The organism is Chryseobacterium sp. VD8, from assembly GCF_037149975.1.
Lineage (GTDB): Bacteria > Bacteroidota > Bacteroidia > Flavobacteriales > Weeksellaceae > Chryseobacterium > Chryseobacterium indicum.
Genome location: NZ_JBBCQL010000447.1, coordinates 1 through 724, shown reverse-complemented (window position 1 = coordinate 724; position 724 = coordinate 1). Strand labels below are relative to the sequence as shown.

The 724-nt window shown below is 34.4% G+C and carries 1 pseudogene; it reads left to right on the top strand.

Going from position 1 to position 724, the window contains the following annotated elements:
• Positions 1–55: 55 nt before the first annotated feature.
• Positions 56–724 (top strand): annotated as a pseudogene (locus WFK35_RS22965) (ribonuclease R); the annotation flags it as partial.

The following is a 724-nucleotide window of genomic DNA, read 5'->3' as shown; positions in this document are numbered from 1 at the left end:
TAAATCATTCTGATTGAAATGATCGGAATTAAAAATTAACTAATTACAAATTAAAATGGCAAAAAAAAGAAAATATATAAGTCAGAAAAACGAACATAAACTAAAGGAAATCGGAAAACTGATCCTTAGATTTATGAATGAAAATTCCACAAAAGTCTATAATTATAAGCAGATTTCAGACGGAATAGATTATAAGAATCCGAGACAGAGAGAACTTGTGATTCAGGCATTGCACAGATTGCAGGCTGCCGAAAGAATAAAAGAAGCCGAAAAAGGAAAATATGTTCTTAACCTTAATATTAAAGGAACATTAACAGGAATTATCGATTTCAACCAGTCCGGTAATGCTTATGTAAATGTGGAAGGTCTTGAAGATGATATTTTTATACACTCAAAGAATGTAAAAGATGCTTTGCAGGGCGATAAAGTATTAATTGTAACCTACACTTACAAAGGTAAAAAGCTGGAAGGCTCTGTTCTGGAAGTCTTGGAAAGAACGAGAACAGAATTTGTGGGAACTTTGCAGATCGTTCCTCACAAAGATTTTGGTTTTGTGGTTTGTGATAAAAAGACCATTAATACCGATATTTTTGTTCCTAAACCAAAATTCGGAGGTGCGGAAGACGGCAATAAAGTGATCGTAAAAATGACGGAATGGAGACCGGGAGATAAAAATCCGGAGGGAGAAATTATTCAGGTTTTAGGAGCTCCGGGAGAACATGAA